We start from the raw sequence: 17357 nt of genomic DNA, 5'->3' as shown, positions 1-17357 counted from the left end.
CGCGGGCGAGCAGCTAGGTTCGGGCCCCGTGCAGCGCCCTCGTACCCAGTACCGAGAGGACGGAGTGAGCAGGTGCCCACCGTTGCGGAATTGTTTGAGTCCGTTGTGGCGCGCTCGGGGGAGAACCCGGCGGTGATCTTCGGCGACCGCGTCGTCAGCTATGCCGAACTCGACACCCGCGCCAACCGGTTGGCGCGGGTGCTGGTCGAGCGCGGCGTCGGCCCCGACACCACCGTGGCGGTGGCCATGCCGAAATGCGACGAGCTGATGGTCGTGCTGCTGGCGGTGCTCAAGGCCGGCGGCGCCTACCTCCCGCTGGACCCGCAGTACCCCGCCAGGCGACTGGCGTACATGGTGCAGGACGCCCGGCCGACCCTGCTGGTCCGGCTCGCGCGGGTGTCGCTGGAACTCGGGGTGCCGGTCGCCGAACTTGTCGTGGACGACCCCGACACGGTGCGGGAAACCGCGTCGCGGCCCGGTCACGAGCTGACCGACGAGGGCCGCAACGCCCCGCTGCGCCCGGACAACCTGATGTACGTCATCTACACCTCGGGCTCGACGGGGACGCCCAAGGGCGTCGCCGTGACCCACACCGGCGTCGCCGACATCGTGGCCGCCCAGACCGCTTCCATCGCGCCCCGGCCGGGCGACCGGGTGCTCCAGTGGGCGTCGGTCAGCTTCGATGCGGCGTTCTGGGACTGGTCGGCGGCGTTGCTGTCCGGGGCCACGCTGGTCATGGCCCCGGCCGACGAATTGCTGCCCGGCCAGCCGCTGCGCGACACCCTGCGCCGGTACGCGGTCACCCACGCAGTGCTGCCGCCGGTCGCGTTGAGCGTCACCGACCCCGACGATGTGCTCGTCGGCGGCACGCTGATGTCCACCGGTGATGCGTGCACCCGCGCACTGGTGGCGAAGTGGGCACCGGGGCGCCGCATGTACAACGGCTACGGGCCGACCGAGACCACCGTCGGTTCGACGATCGCTGGGCCCATCGCCACCTCCGACGAGATCACCATCGGCACGCCGTGGTCGGGCAACAGCGTGTACGTCCTCGACGAGCGTCTGCGTCCGGTACCGGACGGCCGCGACGGCGAGTTGTACCTGGCCGGCAACGGCCTGGCCCGTGGTTACCTGAACCGGCCGGGGCTGAGCGCCAACCGGTTCGTGCCCAACCCCTTCGGCCCACCGGGCAGCCGCATGTACCGCTCCGGCGACCGGGGCCACCGCCGCGCGGACGGGCAACTGGTCTTCGCCAGCCGCGGCGACGACCAGGTGAAGATCCGTGGTTTCCGCGTCGAGCTCGGCGAGGTCGAGGCACGGCTGGTGGCGTACCCGACGGTGGATGTCGCCGCCGTGGTGGTGGTCGGCGACCTTGCGGGCGCCCGCCTGGCCGGCTTCGTCAGCACCGTGGCCGGCGCCGGGGTATCGGCTGCCGAACTGAGCGCACACGCGGCGGAGACCCTGCCGGAACACATGGTGCCGTCATCGGTGCAGGTGTTGCCGCAACTTCCGGTCACCGCCAACGGCAAGATCGACCGTGCGGCGTTGCGCGAGCTGGCCGAGTCGGCGGCGCACCCCGACTCAGCGGCCCCGGCCGATGCTTCCGGCGACGATCCGACCTCCGTGGAGAGCCGGCTGTGCCTGCTGGTCAGGGAGCTTCTGGCGGTGCCGGACGTCAGGCCGGGCGACAACTTCTTCAAACTGGGCGGCCACTCGGTGCTGGCGACCCGGCTCGCCGGACGGCTCCGCGACGAGTGGGGAGTCACCGTGCCGATGCGGGCGGTCTTCGAGGCGGAGACCCTGGCCGAGCTTGCCTCGGCCGTGCAGGCGTCGAACGGATCCATCCACAACGGGCGTCACTGACACCGACGACGAACCGAGCCGGCGCCCTCGTCACGCGAGAGCGACAGCCGTTCGGGCGGTGCCGGTCCGGCACCGCCCGAACGAGGGAATCCGTCGGTTACCTGGCACCACACTGCCCGGGGCAGTCACCGCGCCGGGGCGGGTCCCACCAACCGGCGGTGTTGTGGTTGGTGCCGTTGCGCGTCGCGACCGCGAAGCCGGCGGACCGGCCCGAGGCGTTTACCGCGATGACGTACGAGCCCAGGTCATGGTCGCCGAGGCGGATCGTGCGCCCCCGGTGCGGCTCCCACATGACCGCGCTGAACGGGTACGCGGACGAGCCGGCGAAGTCGCGGATGCCGACGATCTGGCCGGCGTCGTTGACCCGGTACGCCACCCGACCGGGAAGATCGACCGGCTGGGCGTTCGCGCTGGGCCAGTAGATCGCGGTGGTGCTCTGGCCGGGTGCGTTGAGTCGCCAGCCGACGATCAACCCGTTCTCGTTGCGGTCGGTGGCGTACGTGTCGGCGGCGCCACCGGTGGGGAGCTGCCGCACGGCGAGGGTGCCGGGCTGCCACACCACAGCCGTGTGGTGCCAGGACTGCTCGCCGACCTGGGTGACCAGCCCACCGGCCACCCCGCCGCGCTCGTCGAGCGTGTGCGCGAGGGCCACCGGCCCGGTGACCGACGTGGTGGGCGGCGGCAGCGTGGTGTACGTGCGGCTGGCCGGATTCCACAGGTACGAGCCCACGGGAAGCCCCACCCCCGTGGCGTTGGTGCCGACCACGAGGACGGTGCCCCTGTCGTTGATGTCGACCGCCTGGGCGCCGCCCGCGCCGGGCGGCAACGGCAGGATGTCGAGCCCGGTGCGTGCTGCCCAGACGAAGGGTTGAAGCAACGGCTGGGTGCCGCCCGGCGCGGCCGTCGGCGGCCCGATGCCCAGCCCGAGGGTGCCGGCGACGACGCCGAACCGGTTGATCGCCTGCGCTCGCGAGCTACCCGACCGCGACGGCGTGATGTCGACCAGTCGGCCGCCCTTGTGCCGCGGGTTCGCGATGAAGGCGTGGGCGGTCTGGGTGCCCGGCAGCGACGTCACGCCGACCACGTCGCCGCGGTCGTTGATGTCGGTGGCCTCACTCGGCGTACCGGGACCGGCGAGCGACCGGAGGTCGTGGAACCGGCTGACCGCCTCGGCCCGCGAGCCACGGGACCCGGTCGACGTGCTGCCGGTGCCCCTGGCGTGGAGGTTCGCCACGAGGGCGTGGGTGGTCGGTGCGTCGGCGAGCGTCCCGACGCCAAGCACGTCGCTGGGCGCGGCGGCCGATGCCATCCGGTCCGAGCAGCCGGTCGCGGTCAGTGCCAGGGTCGCGACGACCGTCAGGGTGCGCAGCCCTTTCACCAGGTCACCCGCACCGGTCCGGCGCCACCACGCGCCAACAGGTTCAGGTCGTAGCGGGCGACCTGGCGGCCGAGCGCGGCACCGACCTCGTCGGAGAACCGGAAGTGGACACCCGCCAGGACCCGGGCGTCGATGTTCTCCTTCGTCAGCGTCGACCACGCGGTGCCACGCCGGTAGTTGCGGGTCACCACCCGGCCGTCGCCCCGGGCGAAGGTGATCGAGAACGCCATCGGGGTGCCCGGTCCGACCAGTTGCGAGAGCACCTGCTCGGCGGCGCCGGCGGTGACCGCGTGACCGCTGGGGTACTCGGGGTGCGGTGGGGTCGGCAGGAACGAGTTCCAGGTGGGGTCGGGGGCGGTGCGGGGGTCGCCGTCGGTGTCGGCGGCGCGGATGGCCGTGACCGGCCGCCAGTGCAGGAGGGCGTACTTGGCCTCGAAGGTGGCGATGCTGGAGTCGACGATGGCCGCGCCGAGCGCAGCCAGCAGCCGCACCTTGCTCTTGCGGGATCGGGCCGGGTCGCCGACCAGCAGGCGAAGCACCGGCACGTACTGCGACAGGGGGTCCAGCCATGCCAGGTCGCTCTGCGCCTCGGTGCGCTCGGAGACCTCCCCGCCGAGGCGGCGTACCTCGTCGAGCGCCCGCCGGTAGGCCGCCGTGCCCAGGGCCGGCGGTGGTGGCGGGCGGAACCGGTCGGCCCGGCCGAGCAGGAACGGGCGCGCCCGGCCGTAGCCGGCCGCCACGGTCTGGGTCGCGCCGGGCGTGAGCCGGTAGACCCCGGGCGCCTCGGGCGGCAGCGTGAACGGCACGTTCACCGACGCCAGGTCGAGCCCGTCACCGGTACGCACCGCGACCATCGCCGCCGCGGCCTCCCGACCGGCGGCGATGCCCGCCTTCTTGGCCTCGCTCGTGGCCAGCCCGGCCAGCGAACCGGTCAACACCCCGTCGAGCTTGCCCGCCTGTGCGGGGACCAGCGCCTTCAGCACGCCGTGCACCGCCGTTGCCGTGGCGGCGTCCTCGAACACCGCCCGCTGCCCGGGTGAGCGTAGCGGCGCAGCCCGCCGTGAGCTGAGTGCGGCCCACGCCGCCATCCAGCTCATCGCCCACATCCGCTCGGGGAGCCCGGCCGCCGGGGCCGCCGCGAACGTCGCCAGCATCTCGTCGAACCAGGGGGCCACGACGTCCGGGCGGACACCGTTCCTGGTCGCCGCGGTGGCGGCCTGGGCCTTGGTGGGGAGGATCAGAAGGCCGGCGGTGCCGGCTGCGGTGCTGGCCGCGGCGATCAGCAGACCGCGCCGGGAGAGTCCCGGAGCCAGCGGGGATACGGACGTTTCGGCGGATCTTGTCGTCATCGCCATGCCTTTCCATCGAATACCGGACGGGGGTTCGGTGACGGGTCGGGTCGGGTCGGGTCGGGTCGGATCGCGGTCGGATCGCGGTCGGGTCAGGTCGGGTCGGATCGCGGTCGGGTCAGGTCGGGTCGGATCGCGGTCGGATCGCGGTCGGGTCAGGTCGGGTCGGATCGCGGTCGGGGCCGGGTCGAGGTTCGGCCGGCAGCCGGGTTCAGAGCCGGCTGAGCAGCGCCGCCCGGTCGACCTTCCCCGTGTCGGTCAGGGGCAGTTCGTCGAGGGCGACGATGCGCGCGGGGACCATGTACGACGGCAGGATCGCCTGGAGGGCGCCGACGACCTCGGCCTTGGGCAGCGGCTCGGCCGTCGGAACGTAGAAGGCGGCAAGCGTCCGTCCGCCCGGTCCCGAGGGCGCCACCACCGACGCGGCCCGGACGCCCGGGCATTGCAGCAGAGCGCTCTGCACCTCGCCCAGCTCGATCCGGTAACCGCGTACCTTGACCTGGTCGTCGAGGCGCCCCAGGAACTCCAGGTCGCCGCCGGGCAGCCAACGGGCGCGGTCCCCGGTGTGGTACATGCGCTCGCCGGTGCGGTGGGCCCACGGGTCGGGGAGAAAGTTGGCGGCGGTCAGGCCGGGGGAGCGGGCGTAGCCCAGGGCGACGCACTCACCGGCGATGTACAGATCGCCCTCCGCGCCGACGGGGCAGGGTCGCAGGCCGTGGTCGAGTACGTAGTAGCGGGCGTTCTGCATCGGCTTGCCGTAGGGGATGCTCGGCCACCCGGGGTCGACATCGCCCACCCGGTAGTGGTTCGACCAGACGGTGCACTCCGTCGCACCGCCCAAGGCCACCACCTCGGCGTTCGGGAAGGCGGCCCGGATCTGGTCGGGCAGCGGCACCGGAATCCAGTCGCCGCTCAGCAGGACCAGGCGCAGCGTACCGCGCCCGGCCGGCTCGCGGACCTGGACGAAGGGCATCACCATGGCCAGGGCGGCGGGCGCCGAGTCCCAGATGGTGATCTCCTCCTGTTCGAGGAGGTCCACCAGGCTCTCCGGTTCGGCCAGTTCCGCCGCTGACGCCAGTCGTACGGACCCGCCGGCGGCCAGTACCCCGAAGACGTCGTAGACCGAGAGATCGAAGCAGAACGACGTGACGAAGAGGATCTGGTCGGCCGGCCCGACCTGGTAGGTGCGGTTCACCCAGTCGATGAGGTTCACCGCCGACCGGTGGGTGACGACGACTCCCTTGGGCGCACCTGTCGAGCCGGAGGTGAAGATGGTGTAGCAGACATCCTCGGCTGTCGGGCCGGTGGCGAGCGGCTCGCTCGGGCGCAGCTCGAGGTGATGTCCGGTCCACAGCGGATCGCGTCGCGGCACCGGGCGGTCGCCGTCCGGCGCCACGCGGATCACGGCGTCGTACCGCTGGGCCAGCTCGCCGGTGAATGTCTCGGCCTGGCGGCGGTGGACGCTGGCACCGGCCACCCCGGGCAGGACCTCGGGAAGACGTTCGATGAAGTGGGGCGCGACCCGGATGCCGGGATAGTCACTGAGGTCCGGGTCGATCAGGTCGGCGAGCACGATGACGCCGTCGTCGGCGAGCAGCCCGACCAGCTCCCCGAGGACGCTGATCAGGTAGTCCAGGTCCGGCAGGAACTGCACGGTGCTGGCCAGCAGGATGACGTCGAACGGACCCTCGACCCGCTCGGCGACCTCGTGGGCGAAGCAGACCACGCCGTCGACCTCGCCTCCGGCGCGTACGCCGCTCTCCTGGCTGCGCGTCACGGAGACCGGTGAGGGATCGGTGGCGACGTAGCGCGACGCGCGCGGGGCCAGGGCTTCCACAATCAGGCCGGACCCGCACCCGATCTCGAGGATCGCGGGCCGCTCCACGGCCGTCGTGGCCAGGGCGAAGGCAGCCACGTGGTCGCGGTACCGCTGCACGTCGTGCTCGTCGAAGGGCTGCTCCGACCGGCGCATGTTGAAGCCGGCGGCCTCGAGCTGGTCGGGGGCGCTCGACATGAAGTCGAAGAAGTTCACGACCAGGTCGGGCCGGAAGGTGGCCGACCAGGAGAACTCCTCGGTGATGTCGGGGCAGAGCACGTGACGCAGCGAGCGCACCTGCCACCGAAGCTCCTGCACGGACCGCAGGTGGGTGCGGTCGGTCAGCACCGCGGCCACGTCGAGCTGGTCGAGCAGGCCGACCACCCGACGGGCGGGCCACGACGGATCGATAGGTACGTAGGCGGCACCGCACCTGAGCACGGCCAGCAGCCCGACCAGGGCCGGCGCGTCACGCTCGCCGAAGAGCGCCACGGTGTCGCCCCGGCCCACGCCGAGCTCGCGCAGCAGCCGGGCCAGCCGGTTGGCGTGCCGGTCCAGCTCCCCGTGGGTCAGGACCTGCTTGTCGGAGGTCACGATCGCCGGGCGGTCCGGGTGCCGTGCGGCTGCCTCGGCGAGCAGGTCGGGAATCGTGACGTCGGCGCGGAACTGTCGTGCGGTCTGGTTCCAGACGCCCCAGGGCACACCCGGAGGCAGGGCCGGCGGGGCGCTCATCGGGCCAGCGACCCGAAGGCCTCGTGGGCGGCCAACGCGTCGGTCAGCTCGTTGACCGTCGGATGGTCGAAGAAGAGCTTGAGCGACAGCCGGGCCCCGGCCAGCGCGCCGAGCTTGGCCATGATCTCGGCGATCAGCAGGGAGTGCCCGCCGATGGCGAAGAAGTCGTCGTCGTCGTCGAAGCGTTCGTGCTGGAGCGCGTCGGCCCACCCGGCCCGTACGTGGGCGCGCAGCAGCCCCCGCGCGGAGCCATCCTTGCCGTCGCGATCCGGGTTCGCCACCTCGGCCGATCCGATGTCGTTCACCACTCGCTTCCGGTCCTCTCCCGGTGCCCTGCCTCTGCAACTGCCGGCCGCGGCCGCCCGGTCCTCGACCGTGCCCGGCCGGTCCCGGCCGGTGCCAGTCTCACCGCGGTGGTCCGCCGTTGTCTGCGGATCTTTCAGAGGTCAGTCAGGGTTGGCGCGTACGGGCTTCGGCGCGGCAATCCTCACCTGCATGGGAACGAGAACGAAGAATCGTTGGTTCGTAGGTGTCTCCCGCAGCCAGCTCAAGGAGTGTGCCCTGTACGCCATTCCGCACGCCGGCGGCGGGGTGGCCACAGTGCACGGTCTCTGCGTCGAACTCGGCGACGCGTTCGACACCTTCGGCGTGCGCCTGCCGGGCCGGGAGTCGCGGCTCGGCGACCCGGTGGTGACGGTCATGTCCCAACTCGCCGACGAACTCGCCAGCGAACTGCTGCGCCATGCGCAGGGGCGGCCGGTGGTGCTGTACGGCCACTGCTCCGGCTCGGCGATCGCCTACGAGGTGGCGCGGCGGATGGATCCCGCCCAGCTGCGGGGACTCGCCGTCTCCTCGCACCCGGCGCCCGGCAGCGTCCGGCGTACGCCCACCTGGGAACTGCCGCGACAGGAGTTCCTCAAGCAGGTGGTGACCGACGGGTACCTGCCGCCCGAGATCATCGCCAACGAGGAACTGCTCGACATCTACGAGCCCGCCGTACGCGCCGACTACCAGCTCGTCGAGACCTATGAGTGGAAGCTGTTCGCGGCTGGGCCGGTCGAGGCCGTCGCCGCGCCGACGGTGGCCGTCTACGGTCGCGACGACCACACCATCGACCCGGTCCACATCGATGCCTGGTCGACCTTGACCACCGGGCCGTTCCGGGTCGTGTCGCTGGCGGGGGGCCACAACCTGCTCCTCGGCCGACCGGCAGAGCTGGCTGCGGCCATTCGCCAGGGCCTGGCTTCCACCAGCCGGCCCCATGGTCACCGGTAGCGGCCGGCCACCGCCCGTCAACGCGGTGCCGGCGCCTGCCCTGCTCGACCGGCTGGCAGAGCAGGGCAGGTCGGACCGATGGTCGAGCACCGGGGGTAAGGTTCACGCCCACTCCCGGCCCATGATGTCCGCGACCAGACCGTCGACATCGATGGAGACATGGAAGTGGCCGCCCGGGCGCACCGTCAGCCGGAACTCGCCCGTGGTGACGTCGGCCCACTGCGTCAGCCGCGCCTCGTCCACAAGCGGGTCACCGACGCCGTGGTAGCAACTCACCGGGCACGACAGCGGCGTGGTCGCGGAGCCCGGCCGGTAGTTGGCGTGCGCGCGCAGGTCCGAGCGGAGCGTCGGCAGGAACAACTCGCGTAGCTCCGCGATCTCGGCGATCTGTGGGTCGATGCCGCCCAGGGCGCAGATGGTCGCCCAGAACTCGTCATCGGGCTTCAGGTGGACGTCCCGATTCTTCATCTGGCCGGGCGGCAGGCAGGCCGAGGCACAGAGCCTCCTCGGCTCCGCGCCCATGTCCCGGAGCAACATGGCGGTCTCGTAGGCCACCATGGCGCCCAGGCTGTGCCCGAACAGCACCTGGTCGCGGCAGGGCAGCTCGAGCAACTCCGCCACGATGTGCCCGGCCATCTCGGCCACGTCGTCCACCAGGTGCTCGGCGAACCGGTCACCGCGTCCGGGGTACTGGGCGGCCACGAGTTCGACCCCTGGTGGCATCGCGTTCGCCCAATCGCTGAAGGCAGTCGCCGAACCCCCTGAGTGCGGAAAACACACCAGGCGCACGGCGGGCTCTTCGACCGTGGTCAGCGTGCGTATCCAGCCTTTTTTCCGCATCCAGCTCATCGATCCGTCCTTCTCGTTAGTTACCGCTTTGCACTGGATCGTCGTCGTTCTGGCGTCAATCAGGTCATTCGCGAAAGAAATCGGTAAGACATGGCTGATCGGGCAACGGGTCGCTGGCGCCGGGTCGGTTCTGGCCGACATCTTTCAGGCCGTTTGAGGACTCAACAACCCGTTCATAGTGTGGGGCTCACGAACGACGGCGGCTTCCGCCGGCCGTGGCTGGGGAGCTGCGTACGGGACGACCCAACTGCGCTCCGCCGCGAGTCAGTGACGATCGAGAGTTACTTATTCGGGAGTCTGGATGGGTTACGGCGGTGTTTCGTCGGCGCAGGAGGCAATGTGGCTGGAACAGAATCTTGCACCTGAGGTGCCGAACAGCACCACGACCATCTGGGATGTCCAGGGTGAGCTGCACCTGCCTGATCTCGAGGACGCGTTGCGGACCGCGCTGGGCGAGGCGAGTGCGCTGCTTGTGAACTTCCGGCGGGAGAGCGACGAGCTGCGCATCGTCCCCCGGAAACCGGACGCGTGGGAGCCGTTCCGCATTGACGTGAGCGATGCCGCCGACCCCTCAGGCGCGGCTCGGGAATTCCTCACCGAACAGATTCGTCGCCCGTTCGACCTCGGTGCGGATGCGCTGTTCCGGATCGGATCCGTCCGGCTGGGCGACGGGCATCACCTGCTGTGCCTGATCATGCATCACATCCTGACCGACGCGTACGGCGTGTTCACCCTGCTCTCCCAACGGGTCGCGGAGATCTACCGCGCCCTGCGCACTGGTGCACCGGTGCCGGATCGGCCGGACACCTCCGCCGAGATCGCCGGCGAGCGGGAGACGGCGTACCGGTCCTCCGAACGGTTCACGGACGCGGCGCGGTTCTGGCGCGGTTACGTCACCGCCGACGGCACGGCCGCCCGACTACCGACCGGGATGCGGGCGACCGCGACCCGCGCGGACGGCGTCGGGTTCTGGGACGGCCTGACCGCACCGCTCGGCGTCGCCAGCTACACCGCCAGCGTCGCGGCGAGCGAGGTCGCCCGGTGGCAAGCGGCTGCCGACTCGACCGGCACGAGCGTCCCGGACCTGCTCACCTCGGCCGCCACCGGCTTCCTGCAACGCCTCTGCAACACGCCCAAGCCGATGTTCTCCTTCACCGTCAACTACCGCAGGGGCGAGCTGAAACAGGCCTGCGGCCTGTACTCCAACGCGCTGCCGCTGGCGATCGAGGTACCGGCGGCAGGCGGCTTCGTCGACCTGGCGAAGTCGGTGCGTCTCGAGCGGCTGCGGGTGCTGCGGTACGCCGAATACAACGTCTCCCTGATCAAGCGCGCGGCCGGTCACGCGGGTGACGTACGCAGCCCGTTCGGCCCGGTCGTCAACGTCATCCCCTTCCTGCGGGAACTCGACCTCGCCGGTGCCGTCGGCAGGTTCGTGGGCGGAACGTTCGGTCTGCCCGACGAGGTCCGGATCTCCACCTACGTGGACGGTGGCCCGGACAGCGACCTGTACATCCGGTTCGACGCGCCCGGGCAGCTCTACACCCATCAGGACATCGCCGGCCTGGTCGAGATGTTCGTGACCTTCGTCCGGGCGGCCCTGGCCGACCCACGGGCGCGGGTTCGCGACATCAGCGCCATCGGCGAACAGGAAAGAGCCGCGCTGCTCGACCGCGGTGCCGGCCCGGTAGTCGAACTGGACGGCGTGACGGTGCCCGTGCTGCTCGACCGGCAGGCGCACGCCACACCGGATGCGACCGCCGTCGTGCACGACAACGCCGCAGTGACCTACCGGGAGCTGGCCGCCCGCTCCGACGCCCTGGCCCGCCGACTCGCCGAATGCGGCGCGGGACCGGAACGTCTCGTGGCGGTCGCCGTGCCCCGGTCGATCGAACTGGCCGTCGCGTTGTGCGCGGTCCTCAAGGCCGGCGCCGCCTACCTGCCCATCGATCCGGACTGCCCGGCGGACCGGGTGGAGTTCATGCTCGGCGACGCAGGGCCGGCGCTGCTGCTCACGGTCGCCGGGACCGACGGGCTGGCCATCACGCCCCTGGACGGAGCGCAGCCGCGGTGGGAAGCCAGCGTCATCGAGCGTACGACCGCAGCGGCCGAGGCGTCGCCGGCCGCCACGTCGCTCGGCGGCGGTACCGGCGAGCACGCCGCGTACCTGCGGTACCGGTCGGGGTCACCCGGCCCGGCGGCCGGCGTCGTGGTGACGCACACCGCCCTCGTGAACGAGCTGCTGTGGTTGCAGGAGCGATACCGGTTGGACGTCAGCGACCGGGTGCTGCACAAGGCCCCGGCGACCCTCGGTGCCTCGGTATGGGAGATCTTCTGGCCCCTGGTCGCCGGTGCCACGATCGTCATGTCGCCTCAGGACGTCCACCGGGACGCATCCGCGCTCGCCGCGATGATCCGGCGGACCGGTGCCACCACCGTGCACATCGTCCCCTCCGTGCTCGCCGAGCTGGTGCGCGACGAGGCCGCCGCCACCGCCGGCAGGGGCCTGCGGCACGTCATGTGCAGCGGGGAGGCGCTCCCGGCCGACCTGGCGGCACGGTTCCACGAGATCTGCGACGTCCCGGTGCACAACCGCTACGCCCCGATCGAGGCGGCGCCGGGCGTCACGTCCTGGGACCACCGACCCGGCACACCGACGGTGTCGCTCGGACGACCGATCTGGAACGCCGGCGTCTACGTGCTGGACAGCCAACTCCAGCTGACACCGCCGGGAGTGGTCGGCGAGGTGTACGTCACCGGCGTGGGACTGGCCCGCGGCTACCTGCACCGCCCGGCCGCGACCGCGGACCACTTCGTCGCCTGCCCGTTCGGCCCCGTCGGCACCCGGATGTACCGCACCGGTGATCTGGCGCGCTGGACCGATGACGGGGAGCTCGAATACGCCGGCAGCGCCGACCAGCGGGTGCGGATACGCGGCTTCTGGGCCACCTTCTTCGAGATCGAAGTGGCCCTGACCGCACACCCGGGAGTGGACCAGGCCGCCGTGACCGCCCGGCCCGACGGCCCCGACCGCGGCACCCAGCTGATCGCCTACGTGGTACCCGCCAGCGGCGGGCGGATGGGCGCGGCCGGCCTGGACGTGGACTTCAGCGCCGGGCTGGACGTGGTCGAGCTGCGGCGCTTCGTCGCTGCCCGGCTGCCCGAACACCTCGTACCCGCCACAATCGTCGTGCTGGACCGGCTGCCGCTCGCGGCCGACGGCAGGCGGGACCGCGCCGCACTGCCCGAACCACAGGCCACCCGGCGGGCCCACCGGGTGGCCCGGACCGTCGAGGAACGCCTCCTGGCGGATGCGTTCGCCGAGGTGCTGGGCGCCGGCCGGATCGGTCTGGACGACGACTTCTTCGCCCTGGGCGGCGACAGCATCTCGGCGATGCGGGTGGTGGCCCTCGCCCGGGCCGGCGGCCTCGCGCTCACCGCGCGTACCGTCTTCGAATGCCGCACCGTCGCCGCCCTGGCGACCGTGGCGGTGCCGGCGGAGGCACCGGAGGTCGCCACTGCGGCCGACGGCGAACGCGACCACGCCGGCCCGATCCCACTTCCGCCGATGGCGCGGCTCTTCGCCGAACGTGGACCGGGCCTGGACCGGCTGGCTCAGTGGCTGGTGTTGACGCTGCCGGCGGCGATGAGCCTCGACCTGCTCACCGGGGCGGCTCGCGCGGTCCTGGACCGGCACGACGTGCTGCGCTCCCGGCTGGCCGACGGTCAGCTGCTGATCCAGCCGCCCGGATCGGTGGAGGTCGACCAGCTCATCCGGCGGGTGCCCTGTTCCGGGGAGTGGAGCGGTCCCTCGTGGCCGGCGTTACTGGCCGACGAGGCGGCGAAGGCGATCGGTCAGATCAGCGCCCCGGCCGGGCAGATGATCCGCATGGTCTGGTTCGCGCCGCCGGACGGCGTACCCGGGAGACTGCTCATCGCCGCCCACCACCTGGTCGTGGACGGAATGTCGTGGCGGGTGCTCGTGCCGGACCTCGCCGAAGCCTCGGCGCAGCTGCGATCCGGGCGTACGCCGGCACTGGCCCCGGTGGGCACGTCGCTGCGGTCCTGGCTGGACGAACTCGCGCACGAGGCGGTGCGGCCCGAGCGGGTGGCCGAACTGGAACTCTGGCGCGGCATCCTCGCACCGTCCGGCGACCCGCTGGGCGCCCGACCCCTCGATCCGGCGGTCGACCTGACCAGGACGGCGCAGACGCTGCGGGTCGAGGTTCCGGCCGAGCTCAGCACGGCCCTGCTCACCTCGGTACCCGCCACCTTCCGGTGCGGTGTCGACGATGTGCTGCTCACCGCCCTCGCGCTCGCATTGGCCAACCGCCGGCACCGCAGCGCCGGAGTCGTCCGGCTGGAAGGGCACGGACGCCAGGAGGAACTGGTTCCCGGCACCGACCTGACCCGTACGGTCGGCTGGTTCACCACGGTCCATCCGGTCCGCTTCGACCTGTCCGGCCTCGACCTCACCGACGCGATCAACGGCGGTCCGGCCGCCGCGGAGGCACTGCGGCGGGTCAAGGAGTGCCGGCGCGTCCTGCCCGACCAGGGCATCGGCTACCCGCTGCTGCGGTACTTCAACCAGGCGACCGCGGCCATCCTCCGTGACCTGCCCGCCGACGAGGTCGGCTTCAACTACCTCGGTCGGTTCTCCTTCGACCGGTCCCGGACGGACCGCGAGGCGGCTTGGACACCCGCGCCGGAATCCGCCGAACTCGTCGCGGCACCGGATCCGGACCAGCCGCTGATCTCCGCACTCGAACTGAACTCTCTGGTCGTCGACACCGGCCACGGTGAACAGCTGCACGCGCTCTTCACGTACGCCACCGGGGTGCTCGCCGCCGACGAGGTTCGGCGCCTCGCCGACGACTGGCAGGCGGCGCTGCGCGGCATCCACGCGCAGGCGGCCACAGGCGCGAGTGGGCTCACCCCGTCCGACGTGCCGTTGGTGCAGGTGCGGCAGCAGGATCTGGACGACTGGCAGCGCCGGTTCGGGCGGATCGACGACGTGTGGCCGCTTACCCCTCTCCAGCACGGGCTGCTCTACCACAGCATGCTGGGCGACGGCGCCGCCGCGTCGTACCAGACCCAGTTCGTCTTCCGGATCAGCGGACCGGTGGATGCGGCGCGTCTTCGTGCCGCGGCCCAGACCCTGCTGGACCGGCATCCCAACCTGCGGGTGGCCTTCCTGACCAAGTCCACAGGCGAACCGGTGCAGGTGGTCGTGGACGGCGTCGAGGTGCCCTTCGCGCACGTCGACCTCACCGGTCGACCGCAGGCCGAGGAGCGACTGGCCCGGATCCTGGCCGAGGAACGGGAGGCCCAGTTCCGCCACGACAGCGCACCGCTGCTCCGGTTCCGCCTCATCACCCTCACCCCGACCCAGGCCGAACTCGCGCTGACCGCGCATCACGTGCTGTTCGACGGCTGGTCGCTGCCGCTCATCGAGCAGCAGCTGATGCACCTCTACGCCGGCGGGGCCGACGAACTGGAACCGGTCGAGCACGGCTACCGCGAATTCCTTCGCTGGCACTCGCGGCAGAACGCGGACGAGGCGCTCGCGGCCTGGGTCGCGGAACTCTCCGACGCGACGCAGCCCACCCTCCTGGCCGCAGCTTTCGCCCCCGCCGAACCGGCTGCGACGAGCACCGGGATCGGCCAGGTCGACGTCCGGCTCACCCGCCAGGAGGCGGCTTCCGTGGTGCGTCGGGCCGCGGACTGCGGCATCACGCCGAACGTCCTCGTGCAGGGTGCCTGGGCGGTCGTGCTCGCCCAGCTCACCGGCAACTCCGACGTCCTCTTCGGCAGCTCCGTCACGGTACGCCCGCCCGAACTGCCGAACGCGCACACGGTCGTCGGAATGTTCACAAACACCGTGCCGGTACGGGTGCGGTGCGCGCCCGCCGACAGCCTCGACGGCATGCTCCAAGCGGTACAGGATGCCCAGGCCAGGACGTTGGAGCACTACCACGTCGGGCTCGGCGACATCCAACGGGCCACCGGTCTCACCACCCTCTTCGACACCATCGTCATCTTCGAGTCGTTCCCGGTGGACCGGGCGGCGCTGTCGAAGGCCAGCGCGTCGGCGGAGCTGACCGTCACCGGCATCCGGCCGTTCGCGCCGACGCACTACCCACTGACCGTGCTCGCGGCGGCCGACCCGCTGTTGAGCCTGACCCTCCAGTACCACCCCGACGTGCTGGCGCCGAACACCGTGCAGGCGATCGCGGACCGCTTCGCCCGGGTGCTGCGGCAGTTCGCGGCCGACCCGGGGACCCGCATCGCCGCGATCGACGTGCTCTCCGCGGCCGAGCGGCGACTGGTGGTGCACGACTGGAACGACACCGCGCTGGAGGTGCCGGCGGAGTCCGTGCCCGAGCAGTTCGCCCGGCAGGCGGCAGCGACACCGGACGCGGTGGCCGTGACGGCGGGGGAGCGGCGCCTCACCTACGCCGAGCTGAGCGAGCGGGCCAACCGGATGGCGCACTGGCTGATCGCGGAGGGGATCGGTGCCGAGAGCCGGGTCGTGGTCCTGCTGCCCCGCTCGGCGGACCTGGTCGCCGCGCTGCTTGCGGTCTGGCGGGCCGGCGGATGCTACGTACCTGTGGATCCCGACTATCCCGCCGCGCGGGTGCGGTCCGTGATCGACGACTGCGCGGCCGCGCTGGTGCTGGACGAGACCCGGTTGGAGCGGACCGACCTGTCGCGCTACCCGGCCCACGCCCCCGCGATCGCCGCCTCGCCCGGCCAGGCCGCCTACACCATCTACACCTCGGGCTCGACCGGCAAGCCGAAGGGCGTGGTCATCGGCCACGACGCCCTGGCCAACTTCCTGGCCAGCATGCAGCGGACCCTGCGCCTGTCGACGCAGGACCGCTTCGCCGCCGTCACCACGATCGCCTTCGACATCGCGGCGCTGGAACTGTTCCTGCCGCTCACGAACGGGGCACGCGTGGTGCTCGCCAACCGCGACCACGTCGCGAATCCACAAGCCATGCTGGACCTCGTCGAGCAGGCCGGCGTCACCGTCATGCAGGCGACCCCGGCGCTGTGGCAGATGCTCGCGACGCACGACGTGCGTCGGCTGGCCGGCGTACGCGTCCTGACCGGCGGCGAGGCCCTGCCCCGACCGCTCGCCGAGCAGCTCCGCGCGCATGCCGCACAGGTGGTCAACCTGTACGGGCCGACCGAGACGACCGTCTGGTCGACCCTCGCGGACGTGGCGACCAGCAGGCCGCCGTCGATCGGTACGCCCATCGCCAACACCCAGATCCTGATCCTGGATCCGGCGCTGCGACCCGTCCCACCCGGGGTCGGCGGGGACCTGTGGATCGCGGGGGACGGCCTGGCCCGCGGCTACCACCGGCAACCGGGGCTGACCGCCGGCCGATTCGTGGCCAACCCGTTCGGTCCCCGGGGTGCCCGGATGTACCGCACCGGGGACCTGGCCCGCTGGTCGGAGCGCGGGGAGATCGAGTTCCTCGGCCGGGCCGACTTCCAGATCAAACTCCGGGGCTTCCGGATCGAGCCGGGCGACGTCGAGCACGCCCTGAGCCAGCATCCCGCGGTCCGTGAGGCCGTCGTGACGGTCCGGGAGGACCAGCCCGGCGACAAGCGGCTCGTCGGGTACGTGGTCGTCGCCGAGGACGCCGAGACCCCGCCGGCCCGGGCGCTGCAGCAGTTCGTGCGGGAGCGGCTGCCCGACTACATGGTCCCGTCGGCAGTGGTCACCCTGCCCGCCATCCCGCTGACGGCGAACGGAAAGCTGGACCGCTCGCGACTGCCCCGCCCCGAGGCGAGCAGTGCCAGGTACCGGGCACCGGAGTCCGCCCGGGAGGTCGCCCTCTGCGGGATCTTCGCCGAAGTCCTCGGTGCGGAGCGGGTCGGCGTCGACGACGACTTCTTCGCCCTCGGCGGGCATTCGCTGCTGGCCACCCGGCTCGCCGCGCGGCTGCGCTCCGAGCTGGGGGTCGAGGTTCCGATCCGCACCATCTTCGCCGCACCGACCGTCGCCGAACTCGCCCGGCAGTGGAGCGGTCTGTCGACCTCAGTCCGGAAGCCTCTGCGCAGAATGACCGAAAGGTAACAGGAG

At 71.9% G+C, this 17357-nt stretch carries 9 protein-coding genes; 4 read left to right on the top strand and 5 right to left on the bottom strand.

Annotated elements, in window-relative coordinates:
• Window positions 1-90 precede the first annotated feature (90 nt).
• Window positions 91-1863, top strand: coding sequence for an amino acid adenylation domain-containing protein (locus AC507J_RS17910; RefSeq protein WP_496290300.1), 1773 nt, complete (start codon window positions 91-93; stop codon window positions 1861-1863).
• Window positions 1864-1960: 97 nt separating this feature from the next.
• On the opposite strand, the gene AC507J_RS17905 is transcribed toward AC507J_RS17910, so the two are convergent.
• The 4 genes from AC507J_RS17905 to AC507J_RS17890 all read right to left on the bottom strand — a co-directional run bounded on the left by AC507J_RS17905 (window position 1961) and on the right by AC507J_RS17890 (window position 7443).
• Window positions 1961-3241 carry a hypothetical protein gene (locus AC507J_RS17905; protein ID WP_496290299.1) on the bottom strand — a complete coding sequence of 427 codons (1281 nt, stop codon included), beginning with the start codon at window positions 3239-3241 and terminating at the stop codon, window positions 1961-1963.
• Window positions 3238-4590, bottom strand: coding sequence for a vanadium-dependent haloperoxidase (locus tag AC507J_RS17900; RefSeq protein ID WP_496290298.1), 1353 nt, complete (start codon window positions 4588-4590; stop codon window positions 3238-3240). The genes AC507J_RS17905 and AC507J_RS17900 overlap by 4 nt, the downstream gene beginning before the upstream one ends.
• A 211-nt stretch (window positions 4591-4801) precedes the next feature.
• Window positions 4802-7138 (bottom strand): amino acid adenylation domain-containing protein, encoded by a 2337-nt coding sequence (locus tag AC507J_RS17895; protein ID WP_496290297.1) that lies wholly within the window; start codon window positions 7136-7138, stop codon window positions 4802-4804.
• Window positions 7135-7443 carry an acyl carrier protein gene (locus AC507J_RS17890; RefSeq protein WP_496290296.1) on the bottom strand — a complete coding sequence of 103 codons (309 nt, stop codon included), beginning with the start codon at window positions 7441-7443 and terminating at the stop codon, window positions 7135-7137. Before AC507J_RS17890 ends, AC507J_RS17895 begins: the two co-directional genes overlap by 4 nt.
• Before the next feature lie 190 nt (window positions 7444-7633).
• On the opposite strand from AC507J_RS17890, the gene AC507J_RS17885 reads away from it, so the two are divergent.
• Entirely contained in the window at window positions 7634-8413 is a 780-nt protein-coding gene (locus AC507J_RS17885) for a thioesterase II family protein (RefSeq protein WP_496290295.1), read from the top strand.
• A gap of 102 nt (window positions 8414-8515) precedes the next feature.
• Here AC507J_RS17885 and AC507J_RS17880 read toward each other — a convergent pair whose 3' ends face one another.
• Complete coding sequence (locus AC507J_RS17880) at window positions 8516-9253, bottom strand: thioesterase II family protein (protein WP_496290294.1); 738 nt, start codon at window positions 9251-9253, stop codon at window positions 8516-8518.
• Here AC507J_RS17880 and AC507J_RS17875 point away from each other — a divergent pair.
• Window positions 9228-9419, top strand: a complete 192-nt coding sequence (locus tag AC507J_RS17875; RefSeq protein ID WP_496290293.1) for a hypothetical protein — start codon at window positions 9228-9230, stop codon at window positions 9417-9419. The genes AC507J_RS17880 and AC507J_RS17875 overlap by 26 nt on opposite strands.
• A 144-nt stretch (window positions 9420-9563) precedes the next feature.
• Window positions 9564-17351 (top strand): amino acid adenylation domain-containing protein, encoded by a 7788-nt coding sequence (locus AC507J_RS17870; RefSeq protein ID WP_496290292.1) that lies wholly within the window; start codon window positions 9564-9566, stop codon window positions 17349-17351.
• The last annotated feature ends 6 nt before the right edge of the window (window positions 17352-17357 follow it).

The organism is Micromonospora sp. PRAS1 (assembly GCF_059553435.1).
Note: the sequence above shows the minus strand (reverse complement) of the source record. Positions and strands in the feature narration are given on the sequence as shown.

What these genes read in the sequence shown, in the direction of transcription:
- AC507J_RS17900 (WP_496290298.1), bottom strand. Translation starts at nt 4,590, where the DNA reads ATGACGACAAGATCCGCCGAAACGTCCGTATCCCCGCTGGCTCCGGGA.
- AC507J_RS17895 (WP_496290297.1), bottom strand. Translation starts at nt 7,138, where the DNA reads ATGAGCGCCCCGCCGGCCCTGCCTCCGGGTGTGCCCTGGGGCGTCTGG.
- AC507J_RS17885 (WP_496290295.1), top strand. Translation starts at nt 7,634, where the DNA reads ATGGGAACGAGAACGAAGAATCGTTGGTTCGTAGGTGTCTCCCGCAGC.
- AC507J_RS17880 (WP_496290294.1), bottom strand. Translation starts at nt 9,253, where the DNA reads ATGCGGAAAAAAGGCTGGATACGCACGCTGACCACGGTCGAAGAGCCC.
- AC507J_RS17870 (WP_496290292.1), top strand. Translation starts at nt 9,564, where the DNA reads ATGGGTTACGGCGGTGTTTCGTCGGCGCAGGAGGCAATGTGGCTGGAA.